The organism is Acinetobacter sp. 24-47-47 (assembly GCF_057737035.1).
In genome coordinates this window covers 1,822,379-1,839,520 of record NZ_CM173216.1, presented here as the reverse complement: position 1 = coordinate 1,839,520, position 17,142 = coordinate 1,822,379, and the positions used below count along the sequence as shown (strand labels likewise).

The following is a 17,142-nucleotide window of genomic DNA, read 5'->3' as shown; positions in this document are numbered from 1 at the left end:
TTTTATATATTTGTAATTCTTATATGTTAGCCGACATGTACATTAAACAGTGAGCCAATCCAACTTGAAAATGCCATCGCTGCGATTCCCCAAAGCGTAATTCGCAATGCAGATTTTACTTTAGACGTTCCAGCAAAATATCCAGATAAAGCCCCTAGAATAAATAACGCTAAAATGCAAAAAAAGGCAACACTGTATTCTAAATATGCAGGAGGACTGATTAGTATAGCGATCATAGGGCAAGCTGCACCTATTGAAAAGGCGGTGGCAGAAGACCAAGCGGCTTGAAAAGGTTGAGCTGTTGTATTTTCATGGATACCAATTTCATCACGTGCATGTGCAGCTAACGCATCATGCTCGCTCAGTTGTATAGCAACTTGATGAGCAAGTTCGGGTGATAATCCTCTTTGTACATAAATATGCGTTAATTCTTTCAGTTCGATTTGTGGATTGCGTGCTAACTCACTTGCTTCAAACTTTAGATCAGCTTCTTCAATATCAGACTGAGATTTTACCGAAATATATTCACCAGCTGCCATGGAGGTTGCGCCTGCAATCAAACCAGCAATACAAGTGATTAAAAGGGTATGTTGATTCGCGCCACTTGCTGCCATCCCCATGATTAAACTAGTGACTGAAATTATACCGTCGTTGGCACCAAGAACAGCAGCTCTTAACCAACCTGTGCGATGTATATAATGTGGTTCTGTATGATGTGAATAGCTCATAGGATTTTGTCTTATTATCTGAAAATGTTATTCAAAAAAGAGTTGTTATTCATACAGTATAGGCTTGATTCGTATCTTGGGGCTGTAAAATTGCTCTGTAAGAGAAAAAATTAAAGCCTCTAAAGAGGCTTTAATTGGTAGAACTCAAATTATTGTTGAGCTTTTTCTTTTACATTCGCTGCACCTTCTTCTACAGCTGCTGCTGCATTAGCAGTTGCTTCTTTAGCCGCTTCTGAAGCGTTGTGCGCAGCATTTTCAGCATGTGCAGCAGCATTATCTGCAGCTTGCGCTGTCGCATCAGCAGCATTGTCGACTGCAGTTGCAGTTGATTGAGCTGCATCTTCAGTCGCATTCTGAATATCTGCACCTGCTTGTTCAGCGGCATTTTCTAAATGTTCACCAGTTGTCGCGCCAGTTTCAGGAGCTTTATCCTTATTACACCCAACCAAAGCAACTGTAGCAGCAAGACCTAAAGCAACAAGAATCTTATTCATTTTATCTTCCTTTTTTAATTCAATGAGTATCCAAGTAGCATGGATGAGAACAATATAAGCAGATTTTAAATAAAGTTTTATTCAAAAATTGTAAAGATAATATTGGCTTATAAAAACGCCCCGAGAAAGAGTTTTCTCAGGGCTACACTTTAATGCGGTATATTAAGGCTGAAATTACTGTCCAGAACGAATGATGTAATCAAACGCTGACAGTGATGCTTTCGCGCCTTCACCAGTGGCAATGATGATTTGTTTATAAGGTACTGTTGTACAGTCACCCGCAGCAAATACACCTTTTACATTGGTTTCGTTGCGATCGTTAATCACAATCTCACCACGGTTTGAAAGCTCAACCTCTGTCGTTTTGAGGAAATCCGTATTTGGCAACAAACCAATTTGTACGAAGATGCCCGCAAGTTCAACAATGTGCTCTTCATCCGTCGCACGGTCTTTGTATTTCAGTGCAGTCACTTGTTTGCCATCACCCACAACTTCTGTAGACAGCGCATTTTTGATGACAGTGGTATTTGGCAAGCTGTTAAGTTTGTCTTGTAATACTTGGTCAGCACGCAGCTTAGTATCAAACTCAACCAAAGTGACATGCTCAACAATACCTGCAAGGTCAATCGCAGCTTCAACACCAGAGTTACCACCACCGATCACAGCCACACGTTTACCTTTGAACAATGGGCCATCACAGTGTGGGCAGTACGCAACACCACGGGTTTTGTATTCTTGCTCACCTGGTACATTCATTTCTCTCCAACGAGCACCTGTAGACAGGATGACCGTTTTCGATTCAAGTTTTGCACCATTCTCTAAAGTCACTTCAACTAAACCGTTGGCAGTTTCATCCGCACCTTTGATGTCAGACACACGTTGTAAGTTCATGATGTCGACACCGTATTCACGAACATGTGCTTCCATTTCAGCCGCAAACTTAGGACCTTGCGTCTTTTGCACTGATGTAAAGTTTTCAATGTCCATGGTGTCCATGACCTGACCACCCATGCGCTCAGCAACGATTCCTGTACGGATACCTTTACGAGCCGCATAGATTGCAGATGTGTTACCTGCAGGACCACCACCGATCACAAGCACGTCAAATGCATCTTTGGCATTGAGTTTTTCAGCATCTTTCGCTGCAGAGTTAGTATCGAGCTTCGCAACAATTTCTTCCAATGTCATACGACCTTGACCAATATGTTCGTTGTCTTGGAACACCATTGGGACAGCCATGATTTTGCGTTCTTCAACTTCGTCTTGGAAGAATGCACCATCAATCATGGTTGCAGTTGTGCCAGGGTTGTAGATTGCGATCAAATTAAGTGCTTGAACCACATCTGGACAGTTATGACAGCTTAAAGATACGAATACGTCAAAGTCAGATTTGATTTCTAAAGCTTTGATGGATGCTAATACTTCATCAGATACTTTTGGTGCATAACCAGAAGTTTGTAGCAATGCCAAAATCAAAGAAGTGAACTCATGACCCATTGGTAAACCTGCGAAGAAGACACGCGGTTCTTCACCTGCTTTTGCAATACCAAAGCTCGGCGCACGTTTATTTTGACCATCAAAACGAGCTGTGACGAATGGAGACAGTGCAGCCACTTCTTCCACAAGTTCTTTGATTTTTGCAGATTTGTCTGAATCATTTAAAGTCGCAACCAATTCGATTGGACCTTCAAGGCGTTCTAAAAGCGTTTTTAATTGAGCTGAAGTATTTTGATCTAACATTGCTAACGTCTCCAAAGGAGTAATAATTCATTCGATACAGGTATACTAAGACAATTGATTGAATAGATAAAACAGTTTGTTTTTATAAATTCAATCGGAAAAATGAATTTAATCAAAGTCTTTGGTGTAGTTGTATGAAAGTATTGAGTTAAAACTTGAATTTTCAAGTATAAAAGCAATTCGAATTCAGATATTTACATTAAAATTATTTTAATAGATATGAGCGAGGACCAATTATGACCTTAGAGAGAGGCATTTATAAACACTATAAAGGACAACTTTATCAAGTCCTTCATGTAGCGACGCATAGTGAAACTCAAGAAAAGCTTGTGGTCTATCAATGCCTTTATGGAGATTATTCAATATGGGTAAGGCCATTAGCGATGTTTACAGAAAGCATTTATCTAGAGGATGATGATCGTGAAATTGAACGTTTTAAATTGATTCAAAAATTATGATGATTGTCATAGTAAAGACTTTATCTTTGATTAGTTTATAGAAATCGATTCAATGAGAATATGTCATGAATGCTGAATTTTTAAGTCAAATGCAAAGTTTATATCAGCAGTTAATTCAACATGATGCATATCAAACTGATCGCGATCTGAGATATCGAAATATAAAACCAGAATCTGCCCATTATATTTCGATGCTTATTAAGATCCAGACCTCTAAACGAATTCTTGAAATAGGAACTTCGACAGGATATTTAACATTATGGATGGCGGAGTCGGTTTCGGATCATCAGGGTCGAGTGACGACGGTTGATATAAACTCAAAAAGAACAGCACTTGCGACTCAGTACGCCAAACAGTTTAGTTTAGATCACCTTATTGATTTTATCAGCAGTGATGCAATTAATTTATTAATTAATGAAGGCGATGTGTATGACTTAATTATCTTAGATGCGAATCGACATGCATATCCTGATTATTGGCAATATTTAAAAAAGGTACTACATCCTGAACATGGCGTAATACTTGTAGATAAAGTGATTTCCCATGCTGCTGAAATACAAAGTTTTTTAAAGGATGTTAAGGCTGATCCTGATTTTTGCACGATGACGCTGAATATTGGGTGTGGATTATTGATGATTACGCGGAATTGATGGTGATTGAGAATTTGATGGATTGAACACAAAAAAACCACGCAAAGCGTGGTTTTTTTTAGTGCTATCTAATGAATTAGATTTTACCAACTAGATCGATTGAAGGAGCAAGAGTTGCATCGCCTTCTTTCCATTTAGCAGGGCAAACTTCGCCTGGGTGAGCGTGAACGTATTGAGCTGCTTTAACTTTACGAAGAAGTTCTTGAGCATCACGACCGATACCACCAGCGTTGATTTCAACGATTTGGATTTTACCTTCTGGGTCGATTACGAAAGTACCACGGTCAGCAAGACCAGCAGATTCGATTAGAACTTCGAAGTTTTTAGAAAGAGTCCAAGTTGGATCGCCGATTAATGGGTATTGGATTTTACCAATTACGTCAGAAGTGTCGTGCCAAGCTTTGTGAGTGAAGTGAGTGTCAGTAGAAACACCGTAGATTTCCACGCCTAATTTTTGGAATTCAGCGTAGTTGTCAGCAAGGTCACCAAGTTCAGTTGGGCAAACGAAAGTGAAGTCAGCAGGGTAGAAAAATACTACAGACCATTTGCCTTTAAGATCAGCTTCAGTCACGTCTACGAATTGACCGTTGTGGTAAGCTGTAGCTGCGAATGGTTTAACTTCAGTATTAATTAAGCTCATCATTGTCTCCATGATTGAGGTTAGTCTTTAATTTTCAATTAGAGTATCGAACTTTCGTTCTGTGCTGAAATGGTATTTTTACATTACAAAAATCGGAAAAACCGAATTATGTAAATTGATTGCCATTTAAGTTTGTCATCTGTCTTCCTTGTAACACATCAAAATGATGTATTCGTGACAGGATGAGAAAATTTCACATGCCTACCAACATGAAGACACTGAAGTGAAAATTCAAGGGTAAATATTAAAAAAATCATCATTATTTTGGATTTGGTTTTTCAAAAATATAAAAAGCTACATGAAAATTTCAAAAATTGTATGAATTGTCACATAACACGGCTGACATGTTTCTATTTCAACATAAGATCATTTTAAGCTTTATATTCTCATTTAATCTAAAAAAATAGTCCGATTCAGATTTGGGATAATTTTTGAAAATGAGTAGAATAAAGCGTTTCGTAATTGATATAGGGCTAAAACTTGGCAACGATAGGGTTAAATGTAGAACAAATGGTGATGGTACGAGATCTTCATCGTTTAAATCGACTACGCAAAGGAAAAGATGCCAATGAAAAGCAATATCAAGAACTTTTTGAAAAATCAAATTTAAAAGTACAACAGCGTATTCAACGCATTCCTAATATCAAACTTAATCAAGATTTACCTGTTACCCAATATGCAGACAAATTGATTGAGGCCATTCAAAAACATCAGGTCATTATCGTTGCGGGTGAAACAGGTTCAGGTAAAACAACTCAGCTTCCTCAGATAGCCATGCTTGCGGGGCGTGGTTTAACAGGGTTAATTGGTCATACCCAGCCACGACGATTAGCTGCGCGCAGTGTATCGCAACGTATTGCAGAAGAGGTGGGTGAAAAACTCGGTGAGTCTATTTCATTTAAAGTAAGGTTTAACGAACAGGGTTCACAGGACTCTATCGTTCGTTTAATGACAGATGGTATTTTGCTGGCTGAATTGGCTCATGATCGTTTCTTAACCAAATATGACACCATTATTATTGATGAAGCACATGAGCGCTCGCTCAATATTGACTTCATCATGGGCTATTTAAAACAGCTCTTGCCACGTCGTAAAGATCTTAAAGTCATCATCACATCTGCAACTTTAGACGTTAATCGTTTTTCAAGTTACTTCAATAACGCACCGATCTTTGAGGTTGAAGGTCGTAGTTTTCCTGTAGAAGTGCGTTATCGTCCGATCTCTGAAATGAGTATTATAGGGAGTGATGATGATGAGTTTGATGACTTTGAAGAAAACCTACCGCGCGCAGTAGTATCAGCTGTTGAAGAATGTTTCAAAGATGCACAGGAAAAAGGTCATCCTGAACACGCAGATATTTTGATTTTTGCCAGTACGGAACAAGAGATTCGTGAGCTACAGGAAACTTTAATCAAACATGGACCTCGTCATACAGAAGTTCTACCTTTGTATGCGAGACTAGCGTTATCTGAACAACAAAAGATTTTTAATCCTGCAGGTGGTGGACGGCGTATCATTATTGCCACCAACGTTGCGGAAACTGCATTGACCGTTCCAAACATACGTTACGTCATTGATAGTGGTTTTGCACGTATCTCTCGTTATAACTACCGTTCGCGTGTTCAGCGTTTACCGATTGAAGCGATTTCTCAAGCAGCAGCCAATCAACGTAAAGGTCGTTGTGGTCGTATTGCACCGGGTGTGTGTATTCGACTGTATTCAGAAGAAGACTTTTTAAGTCGTCCCGAATTTACTGAACCTGAAATCAAACGTACTAATTTGGCATCTGTTATTTTGCAGATGCAGAGTTTAGGTCTTGGAACACTCGAAGATTTTGACTTTATTGAACCGCCTGATCATCGTCTCGTCAATGATGGTCGTAAACTGCTGATTGAACTCGGGGCGATGACGGAAAAGAGTAATCCTTCTCTTGTGGCTAAAACAGCCTCATCTTTAGATAAAGGTGGACTTCAAGGCAAAGGCGATTCTCTCACCAAAATTGGTCAACAAATGGCAAAAATGCCAATTGATCCAAGACTCGCACGTATGATTTTGGGGGGTGCTCATTTTGGGGCGCTCAATGAAGTATTGATTATCGTGGCAGCGTTAGCTGTTCAGGATCCAAGAGAGCGTCCTGCTGATAAACAAATGCAAGCGGATCAGAAGCATGCCTTGTTTCGTGAAGCCGACTCTGACTTTCTGTTCTATCTCAAATTATGGGATGCGTTGGTTGCAAATCGGGAGATGAGTGAAAATAAGCGTCGCACATTTGCACGTAATCATTTCTTCAGTTGGTTACGCTTGAGAGAATGGAAAAAAACACATGAGCAACTGGTTGATCTTGCTCAAGGCTTAAAGCTTTCTTTTAATGAAAAGAAAACCAGTTACGAAAATCTTCACAGAGCTTTACTCACGGGACTATTGTCATTCATTGCAAATAAAACAGATGAACGCAATGTATTCATGGCAGTGCGTCAACAAAAGGCACGTATATTTCCTGCATCAACCTTACACAAAACCAATACACCATGGGTCATGGCATTTGAGATGGTAGAAACCTCTCAGGTGTATTTACGAACACTGGCAAAAATTGAGCCTGAGTGGATTTTGCTAGCTGCACGTGATTTAGTGAAACATCATTACTTTGAACCGCATTGGTCGAAAAAAGCAGGTGTAGTTAACGCATATGATCAAATTTCACTGTTTGGTTTGATTATTGAACCTAAGCGTCAAATCAATTATGAAAAGGTCGATCAAACTGCGGCGCATGAAATTTTCCTTCGCGATGCTTTAACGACGGGTCATCTGGGGATTACACCACCATTTTTAAAACATAACTTGCTTAAACTAGAAGAAGTTGAGCGAGTTGAAGACAAATTGCGTCGTCGTGATTTGGTGGTAGATGAAGAGACGATTTATCAGTTTTATGCAGCAAAAGTGCCTGAAGATGTAGCGAGTCGGCGTAGTTTTGAAGATTGGCGTGCAACAGTTGAGCCTCAAAAACCACGTTATTTGTTCATCGATGACGATGCTTTGTGGCTTAACGATCGTCCAACCACCCAACAGTTCCCTGATTACTTACGTAATGGGGACCTTCGTTTAGCGGCAAGTTATCGATTTGACCCAAGTCATGATGAAGATGGTGCGACGGTCAAGATTCCACTACAGGCCCTGCCACAAGTAGATGAAAACTTATGGTCATGGGGCATTCCAGGTTGGCGTCTTGATTTGATTGAAGCACTATTAAAAGCTCTTCCAAAAGATAAGCGTCGTGGCTTGGTACCTATACCAGATACAGCGCGTAAACTGATGTCCAAAATAGATGCGCAAGATTTACAAAAGCATATTTTTAGTTTTTTAGCTTTTCAATTGAGAGGCGAACAGATCACTGAAAAAGATTTTAATGTAGATCGAATTGAACAATATCTTTTACCGCTCATTAAAGTCATCGATGAAAAAGGACGAGTGATTGAGCAAGGTCGCGATTTATCTGAATTAAAAGCACGCTGTCGTACTGAAACGCATAGTCCAGTCAAGCAGTTAAAAGGTGAGTATCAAACTTTCCCTGAGCATTTTGTGTTTGAAGCATCGCAAAAAGTCACAGGTGTCGTCGTCAAACAATATCAAGCACTTGTACCAAGCAAGGAATTTTCTAAGCTTGAGCAAAAGGATGAGTCAGGTGTTGTCATTCAAACGTTTAATGATCAGCATGAAGCGATACGCCATCATCGTGCTGGTATTATTCGCCTGATTCATATGCAGCTAGGTGATTTGATTCGACAGCTTAAAAAACAAATTTCTAAACCACTCGCATTAGCCTATTCCCCTTTGGGTGATAAAGCTAAGTTAGAACAAATGTTAGTTTACGCAACATTGCAAATGGCTTTAGAAAAAGAGCCTGTAGATGCGCAAGATTTCCAAACAATTCTGCAGGCTGTCAAGCAGTCTTTCCTGACGCATGGTCAAAAGGTCTTGGCTGCCTTTAATGACATTTATGTACAATGGCAACAAATTCGACGCGAGTTGATGATGATTGATGCCAATGTATTTGGTAAAAATATCGATGATATTGAAGATCAACTTGATCTAATGAGTTTAGCGGATTTTGCTTATAGTAAATCTGTAGACGTGTGGATTGAATTTCCACGCTATCTTAAAGCTTTATTGATCAGGATTGATCGTTTGCCTCATAATCTCAAACGAGATGATGATGCGATTGCTCAAGTCGATCCTTGGATGGATAAATTATTTAAATATAAAAATGATCAGAAATTAAAAGAGTTATATTTTATGGTTGAAGAACTGAGAATCTCATTATTCTCTCAACCGATGAAAACCAAGATGCCAATTTCGCCAAACCGTATTCAAAAAGTATGGGAACGTCTCGGAATCAGTTAATATAGCTTTAATTTGAAATATTGAGTTACTCAAAAAAGGAGTTTTGCATGGGCATTCGTATTACAGGCACTGGCTTATTCCATCCTGAACATGTCATCACCAATGAAGAATTGGTTGAAAGTTTAAATGCTTATGTAGAAAAGTTTAATCAAGAGAATGCTGAAAAAATTGCTGCGGGCGAAATCGAAGCACGCCGTGGTTCAAGTGCAGAATTTATTGAGAAGGCTTCAGGTGTTAAAGCACGTTATGTTGTAGAGAAGGAAGGCGTATTAGATCCTAATCGTTTACGTCCAAACTTAGCAGAACGATCAGATGATGAAATTTCACTTCAAGCTGAGTGGGGTGTGATCGCTTCAAAACAAGCAATGGAAAATGCCGGTGTAACTGCTGAAGACATTGATGTTGTAATATTGGCTTGTTCAAATATGCAACGTGCATATCCTGCGGTTGCTATTGAAATTCAAACTGCATTAGGCATTCAAGGTTATGCTTATGACATGAATGTTGCTTGTTCTGCTGCAACATTTGGCTTAAAACAAGCTTATGATGCGATTAAGTCTGGTGCTCGTCGTGTGCTCTTGGTCAATGTGGAAATCACATCATGTCATACAGATTATCGTTCACGTGATTGTCATTTCATTTTTGGTGATGTGGCGACAGCTTCAATTATCGAAGATACAGATTCTAAAACAGGATTCGAAATTTTAGATACGCAATTGTTTACGCAATTCTCTAATAACATTCGTAATAATTTTGGTTTCTTGAATCCAAGTGAAACAACCAATGCGGATGATAAACGCTTCCGTCAAGATGGCCGTAAAGTGTTTAAAGAAGTATGCCCATTGGTTGCGAAAATGATTACAAAGCAACTTGAGAAAAACCAAATCGAACCGACGAATGTTAAACGTTTCTGGTTACATCAAGCCAATGCCAGCATGAACGAGTTAATTTTAAAGCTGGTTGTGGGTAAAGCTGCTGCTGAAGCAGATCCAGACTTAGTTCCAATCATTTTAGACGAGTTTGCAAACACTTCTTCAGCTGGGGTCATCATTGCGTTACACCGAACTGCAGATCAAGTGAATGATGGTGAATACGGTGTATTATGTTCATTTGGCGCGGGTTATTCTGTTGGTTCAATACTGGTTCAGAAGCGAGTAGCTTAATTATATAAAGAGATGTTCAATGGAAAATAAAGCATTGCAAATCCAACACCATTCTAAAATGATCCGATATGGTAGTTTGTTGCAACGTTTTTATTTTAAACCGACCTTTCTTGGTGTTGAACATCTCAATGCTGATCGACCTGCCATGTATGTGGGTAATCATACAATTTATGGTGTATTTGATACGCCAATATTGATTGATTATCTATATACAGAGCACAAAATTAAAATTGTGAGTTTAGGTGATCACATTCATTTCAAAATACCGTATTGGAAAGATATGGTTCATAAAATGGGTGCAATTGAGGGTCTAAGAGAATACGCCAGAGATGCAATGCAACAAGGATACTCTATCCTAGTGTTTCCAGGTGGTGGGCGTGAGGTAGTAAAGCGCAAAGGGGAAGAATATCAACTCATATGGAAAGAGCGCTATGGATTCTTAAAGTTAGCTCAAGAATTTGACTACGACATTGTACCTTTTGTAGCTGTAGGTGGTGATGAAGTATTCGATTTGGCACTTGATGCCAATTATTTGCTTGAAAAAAAGTGGTTTAAAAAGCTTTTAGCTGTACCTCAAATTGGAAAAATACTCCGTCAAGGTGATGTCTTGCCTTCAATACCCAAAAATATTATTCCTAAAAGAGTCCCATTCTATTTCAAATTTTTACCACGACAATCAATCTCAAATATCAAAACAGAACAAGATTTGATTGAATTCAGAGATCAATTGCAGCAAACAATTTACGAAAATATTGCATCAACGCAGTTGATACGAGATAGACAAAGTTAAATCTTAGAAAATTATACTTCTTAATCTAATTATATTGTTGATTATAAAAATATTTTTAAAATAATATTAAAAAAATAAATTAGTGCTTTCTATTTTATATCAATTAGGTATATTATTTTAATGTAAATATTCAGTTTACTAAGCCCAAAGATTGTACTCCTCCTTGGGCTTTTTTTTATCTCAGAATAATAATAGGCGTATGAGAGCGATTTTCACTTTTTAAATTTCACACAAATTAAGTTTGAAAATCAAAGGTGAATTTTTGGTACAAAATGCAACTATAGTTGGTTTTATAAAAATTAATAAAAACAGAATGTTATTTAAATTTTTTAGCCTGCTATCAAAACAATTCTAATTTTGTAATTGCAAAATGTATGCTTCTACGACTTAGAGGTTCATAAAGAAATTTTGCATAAGTGGTTTTTTTTTGTACATTGAAAATTCAAAAACAAAATAACACAGAGGGATTATGTCACTACAAGGAAAAACACTGTTCATTACAGGTGCAAGCAGAGGTATCGGTCGTGAGATTGCACTTAAAGCTGCAAAAGATGGTGCAAATATTGTGGTTGCTGCAAAAACGAGCACTGAACATTCGAAACTCAGTGGTACGATTCATTCTGTTGCAAAAGAAATAGAAGCAGCTGGTGGGAGAGCATTAGCGATCCAACTTGATGTCCGAGATCAAGATGCTGTCGCAGCCGCAATGAAACAGGCTGCTGAACATTTTGGTGGGATAGATGTCCTCATTAATAATGCTGGTGCGATTAATTTGAGTGGGGTTGAAACGCTTGATCCAAATCGTTTTGATCTCATGTATCAAGTTAATACTCGCGCCGTTATGGTCTGTAGTCAAGCTGCCTTGCCTTATTTAAAACAAAGTCAAAATCCACATATTCTTAGTCTCTCTCCACCTTTAAATTTAAAAGAATCGTGGTTTGCGGTTCATTCTCCTTACACCATCAGTAAATATGGCATGAGTATGTTGACCATGGGAATGAATCAAGAATTCGAACGTTATGGGATAAGTGTTAATGCCTTGTGGCCTAGAACCATTATTGCAACTGCAGCGATAGAATTTTCTCTCGGTGGACGTGAGTTATTTAGCAAGGCTCGGACACCGGCAATCATGGCTGATGCAGCGTATGCAATCTTGACGAGTGAGAAACGTTCGATCACGGGTCGTATGATGATCGATGAAGAGATATTAAGAGAGAAAGGTGAAACTGATTTCGAAAAATATCGAGTTGAGCCATCAGATCAGGAATTGATGGTCGATTTATTTGTTGATCCATAAATGAGAAAGCCCAACATAGCGTTGGGCTTTATTATTTATACTAAATTATCGTAATGCAGTAAGGTTGACATCCTTTTGATACATCTCGATCTGCATGACTTGCTCAGTTAAGAATGCTTTACGTTGGTCATTGCTCGGATGACTTGCAAACAAAGTTGATTGATCTTTATTCATTTTACGTTTGTTGAGATTTGCTTCGAATTTATCCCAAAATGAGAGTGCTGCATTATGATTGTAGCCCGCTCTCACCATCAAATCTAAACCAATCAAATCAGCTTCTTCTTCTAGATGACGGCGATGAGACATATTGGTTTGATTGCCTGATAAACCACTTGCAAGCCCGATGGCAGCCCCAGTTCCCATGGTTGCACCCATTAGACCCAAATTCATTGCTGCGAAACGAGAAGCCTTTTCACGACTATGATTACGGATAATGTGTGCCATTTCATGCGCAATTAAGGTGGCTAACTCGTCATCAGATAAGTTTTCAAACATATATACAGCCGAATTAACTACAATTTGCCCACTTTGAAAGGATTGGGCATTCGGTTTGCTGCTGAGCACACCGTTAATTCGCCATTGAATTGGTTGACGACCTTCACGTAAATATTGATTAGCATGTGGGATTAAACGTGCCAAAATTTGATTTAAGCGTGGATCTTCAAGATATAAAGACTTAGTCTTCGCTTTCTTTTCAAATTTATTATAGCTACGATTTGAAATTTTATTCCAAGCTGATTCCGGAATAATCATGAGTTGTTTACGTTCGGAAGCTACAGTGCCTAATGATGTGGTTGAAACACAGCCAGTCGAGATTAATGCAATTGAACTTATAATACCAAACGCGAAGGATTTCATAATTACACCTTAATGATGGGATATTATTTGAAAGCTGACTTGATTTTTAATGGCCAGATTTCGTGTTTAATTATTGTTCAGTATTTAGATTAATTAAACAAACATTATTTTAACTATTAATTTGAACTAATTAATATCATGGTGGTTATAATGAGATTTTAGTCACATTAATATTTATTAATTCGTTATTTTATTATTTAGATAAATTATTTTATTTATATATATTTTGTATTTTATTATACTTTTATTATATTATTGGTGGTTGGATTAATATTTATTAAAATTAATAATATATATAAATCAGTAATTTATGTTTTATTATTGTTTTTTTAAATATTTAAGTGTGATTCTGTTTTTTAATTTAATTTAATATGAGAATAAATTCTCACTATTTTAGTTGAATATTGATAAATAACTCATAACGAAATATTTTGGAATTCCATTCAAGGCTATTAAAAATTAATTCTTATATTGTGAAGTTTTTCTTACATTGAATTGGTGTATTTTGTGATTTAATTCACACATATTATCGTTGGGTGTTTTAATTAAATTTGGGTGGACTAATTATATGATTTATAACCACGAATTTTTTTGATCACAGTGTTCTAAGGCCTGTTTGATTTTTGATAAGGTCTGAGCCTCATTAATATGCGCATGCTGCTTATCCTAGCCAATCGATGCAACAGAACACTTTAAAATAAATTCATCTAAACTTATTTTGTCTTCAGTCAATATAAGTATCAATTCGTTCAATTTCAAAGATGTTTAACCTGAACTTGAGTTTTCAGTACTCGTCATTCAATCGCATCGTATTTTGAAAGAATGATTAATCTTGATGTTGAGTACTCGGTGAATCAAATGAGGGTTTCTTTGGTGGTTCGAGTAAAGTCTCAATCACAAACGCTGTGCCAAGGTGATCAACAGAAATATTTAAAGAATTCCAACGGAATAATGAGATTTTTTGCGATATAAAGTTCATGTTAGGGCGAGTACAAATGTATGAGCGATCTCGAGTGACGATGGGCGTTGAAGCGGCATTTGTTTTATCACGCTTTCTTAATTCATTCTTTGAACTTTGAACGACTAGACAGGAACTGATACAGTCAATATGAATAAGTGGTTTAAGGGTAGTTTATTGCTTGGTTCTTTGGTGAGTAATTTTGCATTTGCAGATTTTCTACCACCAGATCAAGCATTTCAATTTGAGGCAGTATCAGTCAGTCATCATCAAGCTGAACTAAAATGGAAGATCGCAGATGGTTACTATCTCTATCATGATCAAATCAAAGTTTCAGACATTCAAGGTCCTGTAAAGTTATCTCTACCACGCCCAAAAGAGAAAGATGATCCAAACTTTGGTATGACCCAAGTGCATTATCAGGATGTAATCAGCAATATTCCAGTCAAACCAAATCAAGAATTTAAGATTCAATGGCAAGGATGTGCTGAAAGTGGTTTATGTTATCCGATTCAAAGAACAACGATAACAACTGACAGCACAGGTTTATTCCCAGCGCAGCAAACTACACAAGCTAAGAAAGTTTTAAATCTCAAAGAAATTTCAGCGGCATCTAATGGAGTTGTAAATACTCGAGATGCACAAGAAAATGCTTCACCAAAAACAGAAACACAACTCATTTCAAAGGATAATAATACAGTCTCAGATCGTAAAAATTTTAACGCTTCTGCGCTTGAGTTAGATAAAACCGAATTTGGGGAAAATAATTTAATCAGTGAGGATCAATCCACGCTAGATGCAAATTTATCTAAAGAAAATTTGAACAGGCCAGCCAGCTTTTCGAGTGTATGGAACAACGATCAATTTTTTTTAAATTTGCTCTCTCAACAAAGTGTATGGCTTAATTTATTGGTGTTTTTAGGACTTGGAATATTGTTGGCATTCTTGCCTTGTTCATTGCCCTTAATTCCGATTTTATCAGGCATTCTTGTGCAAAATCACAGAGGTTATCGTGCCGCGATAATAGCTTTTATTTTTGTCACAGGGATGGCTATCGTTTATGCGTTAATGGGATTCGTTGTTTCTCAACTGGGCTATAGTTTTCAGCGTTGGTTTCAAAGTCCGATCTTCATCAGTATTTTTAGTCTCCTGTTTATTATTTTTGCCCTTAATCTTTTTGGTGCATTTCAAATCTCTTTACCTCAAGGAATGTTACAACGCTTAGATCTTTGGCAACAAAAACAAAAAGGCGGAACATTGATCGGTGCAGGACTCATGGGGATGATTTCTGCACTGATAGTTGGACCCTGCATGAGTGCTCCGTTGGCTGGAGCATTGATATTTGTCTCACAGATGAACCAACCTTTATTAGGGTCGACTTTTCTTTTTGTTTTGGGCATTGGGATTGGTTTGCCGCTTTTTATTGCGGCAGTTTTCGGGACGCATTTTTTACCTAAACCTGGGGTATGGATGGATCGACTCAAGGTCTGTTTTGGCTTCGTGATGTTGCTTGTGGCCATTTATTTTGCACGGCCACTTATTCCAACCAGTATTTATCAAATTCTGATGGGTCTTTTACTTCTTGGATTCGCTGTATATTTACTCTGGAAAATGCGACCTTATGTCGAAAAAATAGTGGTTAAAAGCATCATCATATTATTCAGTCTTGGCATGATGTTTTTAGGAGTGAATTATGTGCAGGAAGGGTATACGCACTCACTTGTAACGCAGGCCAAAACATTACATACATGGCATAAAGTCAACTCTGCCGCGCAGCTTTCAAATGTTTTGAACGCAAATCAAGGTAAAGCCGTAGTAATTGATGTTTACGCAGATTGGTGTGTTGCATGTCAACCGATTGAAAAAGAGGTACTTCCGCGTGAAGATGTTCAAGCCAAACTCAATGAGTTGGTTTTAATTAAATTAGATCTCACTCATTTTGAACCAAGCCAAGATGAACTGTTAAAAAAATGGCAAATTTTAGGTCCGCCAACATTTATTTTTTTAAATACGCAACATGATGAAATACGTGATCTGCGCTTGACTGGAACTTTTACTGCAACACAGTTATTAAATCGATTGCAGGAACAATCTGTCGGGATGGTTCAGTAATGATTTCATTTGATGGGATTCAACTTGGATCACTCATGTTTCCATGGGTTTTATTGATTCTATTCAGTGGGATACTGTTCATCAGTATCCTGATCAATGTTTTAGGTCATCACTATAAATGGACAGATACCCAAGTCAAAATCAGTAAAGATTCAGTGTGGACAAGCATCATTATTGGAGCAGTTGCCGCTAGAGTCATCTTTGTTATGTTCTATTGGGAGACTTATATTGCAAATCCTTTAGATATACTCAAAATCCAAGATAAAGGATTTAGCTTATGGAGTGGATTATTCTTCGGTGGGCTAAGCTATATCATTCTCAATCGAAGCTTACGAACAAAAATGAAGATCATTTTAGTTGGGGTGTTTTTATTTTGGGTAGCGATTGGCGTAATGATAAAAACTCAATACAAGGTTGAAAGTTTTTATCCTGATCTAAGTTTTCAGATACTCCCAACTGATCATAGTGAAAATAAGAATGAAGGGTATTTCACAGATTTTTTGGGTCAGCCTACAGTCGTTAATTTGTGGGCGAGTTGGTGCCCGCCATGTCATAGAGAGATGCTAATACTTTTTCAAGCACAAAAGGCTCATCCCAATATTCATTTTGTGATGCTCAATCAAGGTGAAGATATCACAACGGTTCAAAACTATTTACAAAAACACAGCTTCAACTTTAAAAATGTCAGACTTGATGTAAATGGGGAAATGCCCAAGCAGAGCAATAGTTTTGGCTTGCCAACTACATTGTTTTACGATGAAAAAGGTAAATTGGTGGATAGACATATGGGTGAGTTAAGCGCTGCAAAAATGCAAGAATATTTAATTAAAATGACAGCTGAGTAGAGCTAAAGGTT

13 protein-coding genes are annotated in these 17,142 nt (G+C 37.7%); 8 read left to right on the top strand and 5 right to left on the bottom strand.

The window, feature by feature from the left end; translation table 11 throughout:
• Positions 1–26: 26 nt before the first annotated feature.
• The 3 genes from AC1M9E_RS08635 to ahpF all read right to left on the bottom strand — a co-directional run bounded on the left by AC1M9E_RS08635 (position 27) and on the right by ahpF (position 2,962).
• Complete coding sequence (locus tag AC1M9E_RS08635; protein ID WP_180028406.1) at positions 27–728, bottom strand: VIT1/CCC1 transporter family protein; 702 nt, start codon at positions 726–728, stop codon at positions 27–29.
• A 149-nt stretch (positions 729–877) separates the two neighbouring features.
• Positions 878–1,222, bottom strand: a complete 345-nt coding sequence (locus AC1M9E_RS08630) for a hypothetical protein (protein WP_035265393.1) — start codon at positions 1,220–1,222, stop codon at positions 878–880.
• Positions 1,223–1,396: 174 nt separating this feature from the next.
• The gene (gene ahpF, locus AC1M9E_RS08625; RefSeq protein ID WP_481607626.1) at positions 1,397–2,962 is read right to left on the bottom strand and encodes an alkyl hydroperoxide reductase subunit F; all 1,566 of its coding nucleotides are present in this window, start codon (positions 2,960–2,962) and stop codon (positions 1,397–1,399) included.
• 236 nt (positions 2,963–3,198) lie between these two features.
• Between ahpF and AC1M9E_RS08620 the strand changes: the two genes are divergently transcribed.
• A complete protein-coding gene (locus AC1M9E_RS08620; RefSeq protein WP_035270203.1) occupies positions 3,199–3,420 on the top strand; it encodes a DUF1653 domain-containing protein in 222 nt (73 codons plus the stop codon).
• Positions 3,421–3,485: 65 nt separating this feature from the next.
• Positions 3,486–4,070 (top strand): O-methyltransferase, encoded by a 585-nt coding sequence (locus tag AC1M9E_RS08615; protein ID WP_481607625.1) that lies wholly within the window; start codon positions 3,486–3,488, stop codon positions 4,068–4,070.
• 76 nt (positions 4,071–4,146) lie between these two features.
• On the opposite strand, the gene ahpC is transcribed toward AC1M9E_RS08615, so the two are convergent.
• A complete protein-coding gene (ahpC, locus tag AC1M9E_RS08610; RefSeq protein WP_035270191.1) occupies positions 4,147–4,710 on the bottom strand; it encodes an alkyl hydroperoxide reductase subunit C in 564 nt (187 codons plus the stop codon).
• 510 nt (positions 4,711–5,220) lie between these two features.
• Between ahpC and hrpA the strand changes: the two genes are divergently transcribed.
• From hrpA to AC1M9E_RS08590, 4 genes are all read left to right on the top strand, one after another.
• Positions 5,221–9,108, top strand: coding sequence for an ATP-dependent RNA helicase HrpA (gene hrpA, locus AC1M9E_RS08605; RefSeq protein ID WP_481607693.1), 3,888 nt, complete (start codon positions 5,221–5,223; stop codon positions 9,106–9,108).
• 47 nt (positions 9,109–9,155) lie between these two features.
• The gene (locus AC1M9E_RS08600; RefSeq protein ID WP_488224690.1) at positions 9,156–10,271 is read left to right on the top strand and encodes a beta-ketoacyl-ACP synthase III; all 1,116 of its coding nucleotides are present in this window, start codon (positions 9,156–9,158) and stop codon (positions 10,269–10,271) included.
• A gap of 19 nt (positions 10,272–10,290) precedes the next feature.
• Positions 10,291–11,061: a lysophospholipid acyltransferase family protein gene (locus AC1M9E_RS08595; RefSeq protein WP_481607624.1), complete on the top strand. Its 771-nt coding sequence runs from the start codon at positions 10,291–10,293 to the stop codon at positions 11,059–11,061.
• Between the two features lie 469 nt (positions 11,062–11,530).
• The gene (locus AC1M9E_RS08590) at positions 11,531–12,358 is read left to right on the top strand and encodes an SDR family oxidoreductase (protein WP_481607623.1); all 828 of its coding nucleotides are present in this window, start codon (positions 11,531–11,533) and stop codon (positions 12,356–12,358) included.
• 45 nt (positions 12,359–12,403) lie between these two features.
• On the opposite strand, the gene AC1M9E_RS08585 is transcribed toward AC1M9E_RS08590, so the two are convergent.
• A complete protein-coding gene (locus AC1M9E_RS08585) occupies positions 12,404–13,216 on the bottom strand; it encodes a M48 family metallopeptidase (protein WP_180028996.1) in 813 nt (270 codons plus the stop codon).
• 1,108 nt (positions 13,217–14,324) lie between these two features.
• Here AC1M9E_RS08585 and dsbD point away from each other — a divergent pair.
• On the top strand, positions 14,325–16,286 hold the full coding sequence (dsbD, locus tag AC1M9E_RS08580) for a protein-disulfide reductase DsbD (protein ID WP_488224689.1): 1,962 nt from the start codon (positions 14,325–14,327) through the stop codon (positions 16,284–16,286).
• Positions 16,286–17,131 (top strand): prolipoprotein diacylglyceryl transferase family protein, encoded by an 846-nt coding sequence (locus AC1M9E_RS08575; RefSeq protein WP_481607620.1) that lies wholly within the window; start codon positions 16,286–16,288, stop codon positions 17,129–17,131. Before dsbD ends, AC1M9E_RS08575 begins: the two co-directional genes overlap by 1 nt.
• Positions 17,132–17,142: the final 11 nt, after the last annotated feature.

What these genes read in the sequence shown, in the direction of transcription:
- AC1M9E_RS08635 (WP_180028406.1), bottom strand. Translation starts at nt 728, where the DNA reads ATGAGCTATTCACATCATACAGAACCACATTATATACATCGCACAGGT.
- AC1M9E_RS08630 (WP_035265393.1), bottom strand. Translation starts at nt 1,222, where the DNA reads ATGAATAAGATTCTTGTTGCTTTAGGTCTTGCTGCTACAGTTGCTTTG.
- AC1M9E_RS08575 (WP_481607620.1), top strand. Translation starts at nt 16,286, where the DNA reads ATGATTTCATTTGATGGGATTCAACTTGGATCACTCATGTTTCCATGG.
- AC1M9E_RS08590 (WP_481607623.1), top strand. Translation starts at nt 11,531, where the DNA reads ATGTCACTACAAGGAAAAACACTGTTCATTACAGGTGCAAGCAGAGGT.
- dsbD (WP_488224689.1), top strand. Translation starts at nt 14,325, where the DNA reads ATGAATAAGTGGTTTAAGGGTAGTTTATTGCTTGGTTCTTTGGTGAGT.
- hrpA (WP_481607693.1), top strand. Translation starts at nt 5,221, where the DNA reads ATGGTGATGGTACGAGATCTTCATCGTTTAAATCGACTACGCAAAGGA.
- ahpC (WP_035270191.1), bottom strand. Translation starts at nt 4,710, where the DNA reads ATGAGCTTAATTAATACTGAAGTTAAACCATTCGCAGCTACAGCTTAC.
- AC1M9E_RS08615 (WP_481607625.1), top strand. Translation starts at nt 3,486, where the DNA reads ATGAATGCTGAATTTTTAAGTCAAATGCAAAGTTTATATCAGCAGTTA.
- AC1M9E_RS08585 (WP_180028996.1), bottom strand. Translation starts at nt 13,216, where the DNA reads ATGAAATCCTTCGCGTTTGGTATTATAAGTTCAATTGCATTAATCTCG.
- AC1M9E_RS08620 (WP_035270203.1), top strand. Translation starts at nt 3,199, where the DNA reads ATGACCTTAGAGAGAGGCATTTATAAACACTATAAAGGACAACTTTAT.
- ahpF (WP_481607626.1), bottom strand. Translation starts at nt 2,962, where the DNA reads ATGTTAGATCAAAATACTTCAGCTCAATTAAAAACGCTTTTAGAACGC.
- AC1M9E_RS08595 (WP_481607624.1), top strand. Translation starts at nt 10,291, where the DNA reads ATGGAAAATAAAGCATTGCAAATCCAACACCATTCTAAAATGATCCGA.
- AC1M9E_RS08600 (WP_488224690.1), top strand. Translation starts at nt 9,156, where the DNA reads ATGGGCATTCGTATTACAGGCACTGGCTTATTCCATCCTGAACATGTC.